The sequence below is a fragment of the Oleiphilus sp. HI0067 genome, assembly GCF_001635735.1.
On sequence record NZ_LWFI01000754.1, the window covers coordinates 1 to 8,252 of the forward strand.

Sequence of the window (8,252 nt, forward strand, 5' to 3'; positions counted from 1 at the left end):
CACGTGCTGATGCCACTACGACAGCCTGTTCTGACACGGGCAACACTTCTACATTAAAACTAATCGTGTCACTCACTTGGCTAACGAGGCCTGACTCAGGATCGACATCATTCACCAATGCCGTCGCACTCAAGATAAAATCATCACTACTATGTGCCGGTGCTTGTATGGTTAGACTCGCTAAATCGTCAATATTCACGATCCAAACACCACTACCCTGATCGGCACCCGTTGAAAGCTGCGCGCCCTCCGGAACACCCTCGAAACGCACCGCAGTAATCGACTCAGAACCATCTAGATCGACAAGATCCGCCGTTATATCCAGGCTAATCGGTTCATCTTCGTTTCCGCTAATGTCGTTCGCTTGTAACGTTGGGACATCCGCCACTGGGATAACTGAAACATGATATTGTGCGGTGCTACTCGCTTCCGTAACCACACCACTATCTGGATCTTCGTCCTGATGCGTCACCATGACATCCAACGTAAAGTCAGTACTGTCATGCAACGGAGGCGTTAACGTCAGCGCTGCTAGATCCTCGGCCAATACAGTCACTGTATCGTCAGCATTGACCGTACCGTGGCTAAACACTGCGCCGTCTGGCACTTGCGAAAACATAACGCTCACAATGCTATCTGGGTCGACATTACCTATGATCATACTGAAGATATCCAATTGCATTGAACTATCTTCATTTACCTCTGTATACCCATCCCTGAGCGTTATCTCATCAATAACGTTTATGACAGTTACAGGCAATGGCGTGACCGTTTCAGCAGAAGTCGTTGCGCCCGAATCAGCATCAGTGTCTTCGACCGTAACTCGGACTGTTAATGTAAAATCATAACTGCTGTCCTTGGGAGGTGTAATGGTTAGTCCCGAAAGGTCACTCTCAGTCAACGTCCAGGTGTTATTGCCATTATCTATTCCAGCAGAAAGACTCGCACCAAATGGAACATCAGCTATCACTATCGACGTAATCTTCTCAGAACCATCACCATCAACTAAAGATGTCGAGATATTCAGATCGATAGCAGTATCCTCGTTACCCTCTGCCTGTTGCGTCACCACAAGCGGAGCATCGGCGATAGCTTCAACTTTTATATCAAGGTTCGTATCAACACGACCAATCTCAACGATAGACACGCTGTCAACTGCCACCTCTTGAGTAAGGGTAAACTCGTCATTTACAGAAGTGTCTTGGTCGGATGAAATTTCTTCATACTCAATAACACTGACCGATAAACGAACGTCATCGCCACTATGCGGACTTGGGATAAAAAATAGATCATCAAGATCGTCTGGGGCTAAACTATAGCTCCCATCGCCATTATCCACGCCTGCTGACAAACGACTTCCCTCAGGCAAATCGCTTATAATAATGAGTGTTTTTGTTGTTGGTGATGCCAAATCGCCAGGAGTAATGTCGATATCAAGAGCAATAGCGGTATCTTCGATTCCGATCGCTTCACCTACTTGAACGTCCAAGTCAACAGGTGCATCCTGAGCCTCACTGCCCATTTCGTCGATACGATTATCGTTATTGTTACCTGAAACAGAAGCGCCTGCGACACCGTTAAATCCGCCGTTCAAACCTGCACCGGTGTCATAGTCGGGGAGCGGCAACGGCTCTCCAAATGTGCTTTGATCAATCTGATTGCCTTCATTCTCCAAATTACTAGTATTTCTAGTCGGTGTGACAGGCGATGGTGCGGTGGTGCCGCTTGATATTGGTCCGACAGAGTCCGTTGTTACATCTCTTCCAGCTTCCTGAGCCGGAGGTTTAGTTGGCAGTTCCGATTGACGCGGTACTACTGGATCTGCTTCAGGAGATATGGGTTTATCCTGTTTTTCGTCGACACTTTTATCTACGTGCTGATTGTAAGTCTGATTAGATGACCCAGAGACTTTACCTTTACGGGATGTATTCTGACCGTCAGTATAAGGTGTATAACTCATCACTAATCTCCTTATTTTTCAGTAAAGGCGCGCTGTGAGGCGAGGCGAAGTGGTTTTAACAAGTATTGAATCACCGCTTTTTCACCACTTAAAATATCAGCTTGAACCACCATGCCGGGCAATAGGCGATTTCCCTCAGACCCGACCCACTGGTCATCCAGTGCTATATTAGCTTTGTAGTAAGGTTGACCGTCTTCATCTTGAAAACTGTTTTTAGAGACCTTCTGTAAGGTTCCCGTAACCATGCCATGTTGAGAAAAATCAAATGCTGTCACTTTAACATTGACATCTTGGCCCAATTTGAGGGAGGAGATATCCTTGGTATCGATTTTTGCCTCTGCAATTACTAGAGAGTCGTAGGGGATAATCTCGACTAGCGTAGCTCCAGGTGTCACTACTTCGCCAACAGCGTCGATTGTTAAACCTGTAACAAACCCTTTAATGGGTGAGCGAACTACGAGGTTATCAAAGGAGTGTTCCGTTCTAGTTAAGGTCTGTGAAAGTTCGTGTAGCTCGGACTCAATTGCCGCTAAGCGCATTGTTGCTTTTTCATCTATCGCGGCATAAGTTTCTGCAATCTCATGTTCTGCCTCCATTACCTCTTGATTCACAGAAGCTATACGACCAACTACGTTACTCATTTTTGAAAGCATCTCGTCGCGCTCCTGCGATGCTTGAATCAACAATAATTTACTCTGATTTCCGCTTTCTTTTAGCGTTTTAATCATGCTGACCTTCTCATCGATAGAAGCCAAATGATTCTCTTCGACTTTCAGCTGTTCCTCTAAATATTTCTGCTCATGCTTTTTCTGTTCTACTCTAGATTTCAAGCCATTTATTTTCGACATAGAAACGTCTTTTTGACTGTTAAATGCAACGATGTTGTGTTTTACAGCAGTCGGATAACTATCCACGAAATTAGAGAAATCTGGATTCCTACGTTCTATCAACGCGTGCAACCGCTCAGACTCTATCGATAAAAAAGCATGCCGTGCACGCAACTGAGACAATTCCGAAGCCATCAATACTGGATCGAGCATAAAAAGTACGTCTCCCTGCTCTACTAAATCTCCTTCTGCAACGGCGACCTCAATGACCTCAGCAGAGTTCTGGTGCTGGATCTGTACGATTGAGTCTGAAGGCACCAACTTGCCGTTGGCGCGAGTTACCTCGATAACCTGCGCGATCGAAGCCCAGAGTAATAACAACACTAAAGTCACTAAAATCAATTTTGGGGCGAGGGTGAACATCTTCCCCGGATTCTCTTTGTCAAATTCAGAACTGTAGAGCAAGGTTTGCTCGCTATTTTTTCCATATGCTCGGCTAATTGACTGATAAAGGTTCTTCATTGCCATCTCCTTACACAAAATCACCAGAATTCAAACGTTTAATTTCCTGCACACGACCGTTTTCCATGAGAACTTCGTGCTGCCCCAACCTTCGGATATAAGGATGAGTGGAGACAATAATCATTGTTGCTTCAGACGTTTTTGATTTGATGTAATCCATCAAATACCCGACAGAATACTCGTCAAGGTTACGACTAGGCTCATCAAGGATAATCAAACTCGCATCTCTAAGAAAAAGACGAATTAACCCTATCTTTTTGGTGAAACTTGCGGGGTATTGGCGCTCTCCACCCATCGGAGTGTCAAGACCTTCAGGAAGTAGCTGATCATCGTCAAACAATCCCATTTTTTCACATGCCTGCCGCAATCGCCCATCACTCGAATTAACCGAAGCGACCAGTAAATTGTCACGAAGAGAGGCTGTTAGAATCTGGGGTTCTTCAGACAGATAGGCAATCGAAGAGCGGTACTCAGACGCGGCATATCTGCGAATGTCCAGGCCCCCTATATGCACAGAACCAGATTGCGGTTGAAATTGTCCAGCTATCAATTTCAATAGGGTAGATTTTCCCGCCCCACTGTGACCAGACACAATGATAGTGCTTTTCTCAGGCAGAGATAGCTGAGGGATCTGAAGCGCCATAGCGTGATCATGATGATAACGAAAAGCTATATTTTGCAGAAAAATTTTTGAGGACAGATCTTCCTTACAGTAACCACGATTAGTAGATATGCTTTCGATCACACTATTGCATATCTGATTTACTGAAGTAACCGCTCGTCTGACGCTACCGATCAAATCAAAACTCATCGCGATTTGTTTGACTGGAGATAACAAACGCCAAATCAAAATCATGGCTGCGATCAGAACACCAAAATTCATTCTTTCTGCCATAATCTCGCTGGCGCCGATGACTAAGACACCTAGCCCAGTAATGGCAAGAATCAGGCTAGTTAAGCCATTCAACATCGCTTTTCGGCGGCCTTCAGCATAAACAGCAGTATCATGGTTAAGACAAACCCTCTGGTATCTTGAACGCCAACGCTCTACGGATCCCGAGTTAGATAATTCAGCAAAGCAATCAACTAGCTCGGAGCTTAGATCATTTAACTTCGTATTCTCTCGACTAACACGAAGGCTCAAAGACCCTTCAATTCGGCGTAAACTCCAAGCAACGATCAACATCGAAGCGATGCCGAGACAAGCCATAACACCGAGTCCAGGAGATAATATTGTTAACAGAACAACGAAAATAACTACAATTGGGATATCACATATTGCCTGCGCGGTAGGATGGGTAACAAACTGGCTTATGTTATCAACTTCGGCAACGCGCTGTGACTTGGTCGAAAGTTCAGAGTTGAGCAAATCGATTAGCCGATGGCGTACAATCCTATTAAGTACTTTCGGCTTCATGATGGATGAGAACCGTGTAGACACTTGACACAAGATACGTCCACGAATCAATCTCATCACAAACTCAGATCCGAGTAGTATCAGTGCTCCGATAATACTGCCAATGAGAACTAGGTAAGAACCCGTGGGTAAAACCTGGTCGTAAACCACCATGACTATTAGTGGTACTGACAACGCAAAAAATCCAGTTAACACGCTAGTCAAAAGTACATGAGTTTTTAAAGGTTTGAATCGTGCAAATGTTTCTCGAACATAATCAATATTTCTTGCTTCAAGATGCTCTTTCTCTTCGTCAAAAATAAAGTACATCATCCGCTTGTTAAGCAGCTGACTTTCTCGCATCTCAAGGTAATCATCACCATCGAAAACGTGGTAAATGGAATCACGATCAATTGATTCAACTAGTAACAGCTTTTCATCATCCACAACAAAATAAGGAAATCGTCGACATTCAGATTGGCTTGAAAAAATCTCATCATAATTTCTCAAAAATCCAAGCCGCCCTAACACTTCTGCAAGTTGATCAGTCCGAACAAATGCGTCTCTATAACCAAGGACACGTCTTACAGTTAAACTGTCACCCTCGAAAGCTCTATTTTTCAAAAACCTAACCAATACCCTTATATTGTTGTGGGTTTCTTTCTCACTATCATCGAGGGAGAAACGATGTCCGTCAGATCCGTCTGAGAGTGGATCGAAACGGTCGCTGTCATATTCATGGTAATTATTCATTCATCTGCCCCTGTACTGTATTTTTCTCAAACGCAAAGATATTTTGTGCCCAAGTTAATAAACTGCGACTGCTGGCTTACAAGAATAATAATATGGTCCTTTTGACGGCGTTTTATGGCCTCCAAAAATAGATTATTAGATACCGGATCCATGTCAGAGTTGATCTCATCAAACAGTAAAACCGGCGTATTGGAACAGAGACATCTTGCGATCGCGATTTTCTGTCGCATGCCTTGGTGAAAAACACCATAGTCAACATTATCAAGGTACTCATCGAAAGACTTAGGGAACTTGGCCAAATCTTTCGTCAACCCAATTTCATGTGACACGTCATAGGCAGATGATTCTCTGCTTTTGTTATGTAACGTGATGTTGTCTAAAAACGAACCCTTGACTAATTTTGGTTGTTGCGGACAAAGTGAGATATAAGGTGTCAAATCTCGGTTGGCAATTTTTCTAACATCGATACCAGAGTAACTAATGACCGCTTGATCGTGCTCACAAAGCCCTGCTAGGGAAGATAATAATTTTGATTTCCCAGCATTATTAGCTCCGCTGATTACTAAAATATCACCTTTCTTCAGCTCAATATCTTCGCTACTTTCGTGATCTGGATAATTTAAACCTGCAATACTGATAGTAATGTCTTCATCCAACGTGAAGTCTTCGGGAATCTCTGACGAAGGGGAGAGAAGTTGATCAAACTTACTTTGCACGGCGCTCAAACCATCACGACTTTGAAAAGTAAGCGCTACCCTTTGAGCTAGTGGGATCATGCGACCACTGATGATTGTGACAGCTGCGATGCTTCCAATGGAGATGTGATCACCAAAATAGGCTGCAGCGCCCGCTGAGACAGTAGCTATGATTATCAGTTGTGAAAACACATTGGTGAGTGTAATCACGTCTACAGAAACCATATCGAAAATATGTCTTGTTTTGAGCGCTGGTCGGGAAAGACGCGCATATTCGGAAGACAGCTGCTGTTCAGAGCCACATGCTTTAATCGTCTCTACACAGCCCAAAGCTTCCTGGACGATAATGTCAGAACCTTCCTGTTGAGAACCATTGCTTTCCTTAGCGTCCGCTTGAAGTGACAACGCAAAATTCAGGATCGTAAAATATGCGAGTATTGTTATTAAGGGCGCTAAAACTACCCACGAAGCGATATACGCAACTAAGATCAGAAATAAAATAAGAAATGGAAATTCTGCATACGCAATAATCTTTCGTACGGGCAAAGAGATTGAAGAAGAGATATCGCTTGAGAGAATTTGTTTTGCGGCTCGGACGTTCTCGCTACTGATATGACGGAAATTCGTCGTCAACGCTCCCAAAAATAAATTCTTGAAAAAATAGTCATTTCTCGACGTATAGTAGGCGACCCCAGCTTCTTGGATATAGCGTAAGAAACACTCGACAGCGACTGCAATGAGAACGATAACCGTGAGAGCGATGAGCGATTCGACAGCGTTGTTGGGAATAATTTTGTCGTATACGACCAATACTGATAAGGGTAGAACTAAACCAAATAACTGGATTAAAACTGTGGAGATGACCGTATCGAATACAAATTTGTTAGAGTGCTTCGTGTGATGTTGGCTGACTGTATGATCCATGACCGACTACTCTCTGGCTTAAACATATAGAACTGTTTAGCAAAGATAAGGCCAGAATAAAAATCACATGAATATCAATAACTTACAACTGGCTCCCTCCGAAAAAATGTAACAAAAAAGTATCAACGAATAAAAAACGCGTAACAACCGTATCACTGTTATAAGTTGTGCTCCTTAATCTTCCGCCATAACGTCATTCGGCTAACACCTAGAGCGCTTGCGGCATCACTTTTATTAAAGTTACATTCTTTGAGCGCGCTGATAATGTCGTTTTTAGTAAGATCTTTGCGTGCTCCAGCATGGGTGGGTAAATCACTTCCGAATAATGTTGAGTCCTGCAAATAACTGGGCAAGTGTTGACGAGTAACGACCTCATCATCGTGCATAGCTATAATATAACGGACAACATTTTCCAGCTCCCGAACATTCCCGGGCCAATCATAGTGGGTCAAAAACTGCTCCACATCGTCAGTACATTTGAGCGAGCGACTTAATCGTTCGGCAAAATGTCTGAACAATAGCAAAATATCATCACGGCGCTCTCGCAGCGGAGGCAGACTGATTCGGACAACGTCCATCCTATACTTCAAATCTGCACGCAAACAGCCTGTCTCTACCGCCTGATCAACCGGTAAATTAATCGCTGAGATAATCTCACCCTCAAAATCAAGCACTGCATGATCGCCTAAACGAGAAAACTTCCCAGTTTCCAAAACGCGCAGTAATTTACCTTGAATTGCCATATCTAAGGAGTTTAATTCATCGAGGAAAATCGTGCCGCCTTTCGCCTGTTGAAAAATCCCAGTACTATCGCGGTCAGCTCCGGTAAAGGAACCTTTCACAGATCCAAACAACTGAGACTCCGCTAAAGAGGGAACTAAGTTTGGGCAGCTGCATGCTAAAAATTCACCCTCTTTACGCGCGCTATGGTCGTGTATAGCGTGAGCAATTAACTCTTTACCAGTCCCTGTCTCACCAACAATCATTACGGGCAAACCAGATTTTGCCGCTCGCGGGACCATTTCTAACAGTTTTAAAACATTCTTGTTCTGACTGACAAAACCGTAGTTATAAACCTCTTTTTGCCCGCGCAGATTTCGTCTCACTCTATCCATGACGTTGTACAGGTCAGGCTTTGAAACTGGTTTGGACAGGTATTGATCAAGTAGCTTGTT

General features: G+C 43.8%; 5 protein-coding genes. All 5 read right to left on the bottom strand.

Features of this window, described 5'->3' with window-relative positions; all coding sequences use genetic code 11:
- Positions 1 to 1,960: hypothetical protein (locus tag A3739_RS08245; protein ID WP_156502474.1), on the bottom strand; the 1,960-nt coding region annotated here is incomplete at its 3' end.
- 11 nt (positions 1,961 to 1,971) lie between these two features.
- Complete coding sequence (locus tag A3739_RS08250) at positions 1,972 to 3,309, bottom strand: HlyD family type I secretion periplasmic adaptor subunit (protein ID WP_068478684.1); 1,338 nt, start codon at positions 3,307 to 3,309, stop codon at positions 1,972 to 1,974.
- A 10-nt stretch (positions 3,310 to 3,319) separates the two neighbouring features.
- The gene (locus tag A3739_RS08255) at positions 3,320 to 5,458 is read right to left on the bottom strand and encodes an ATP-binding cassette domain-containing protein (RefSeq protein ID WP_068478687.1); all 2,139 of its coding nucleotides are present in this window, start codon (positions 5,456 to 5,458) and stop codon (positions 3,320 to 3,322) included.
- A gap of 26 nt (positions 5,459 to 5,484) precedes the next feature.
- The gene (locus A3739_RS08260) at positions 5,485 to 7,077 is read right to left on the bottom strand and encodes an ATP-binding cassette domain-containing protein (protein ID WP_068478690.1); all 1,593 of its coding nucleotides are present in this window, start codon (positions 7,075 to 7,077) and stop codon (positions 5,485 to 5,487) included.
- Positions 7,078 to 7,235: 158 nt separating this feature from the next.
- Positions 7,236 to 8,252: sigma 54-interacting transcriptional regulator (locus A3739_RS08265; RefSeq protein WP_156502475.1), on the bottom strand; the 1,017-nt coding region annotated here is incomplete at its 5' end.